The 624-nt window shown below is 46.3% G+C and carries 1 protein-coding gene; it reads right to left on the bottom strand.

Features of this window, described 5'->3' with window-relative positions:
- Positions 1-3: 3 nt before the first annotated feature.
- On the bottom strand, positions 4-624 hold a 621-nt coding region (locus A3729_RS10430; protein WP_231877409.1), incomplete at its 5' end, for a DUF3365 domain-containing protein.

Below are 624 nucleotides of genomic sequence, written 5' to 3' on the forward strand. Positions count from 1 at the left end.
TATTTACTTCGCGGTGTGCAACAAACTAAAGGCCCCACGAATCTGTCCTTCCTGATAACCTACCGCCCTATCGTGCGGGTACTGTTCCGAGAGTGCCTTTTGAATATCTGTTGTTAGACTCTCTCCATGACACGACAAGCACATACCTTGAGTTGGAATAGCCTTCATCATACGAAAGGTACTCCCTTCTTTTTTCACCGCTGCTAACTGTGTAGCAGGCTTTCCGGCTTTGAGTTGCTGTTCAAAGTCAGCAAGTACTTTCGCCTCCCAGGCATCTGGCTTGTTATCAGGGTTACGTGTTTTAAGGCTGGTGCGGGAAACTGTCCATTTTCCTTGGCTATGTTTGCTGGCGATTTTTTCTGCATCCACAGAACAAGCCTCAATACCCTTGGTAAAGCCACCTTCTTTTACCGCTGCTTGCAGGCTTGATTTCAACTCTCCTGCAAATTGTTGAATCACTTGCTTACCTTCGCTTGCTAGGTCTGAAGCGGTTTCAGCACTGCTAGCACCAGCCCAGCCTAGTACAGGCAGCAACAAAGCAACATATAATCTTTGACAAGATACTTTCATCATACTCTTCCTCTCATTCTGGCAAAACTTAGGTAAACCATCACATAGCAGCGA

Source organism: Oleiphilus sp. HI0043, from assembly GCF_001634935.1.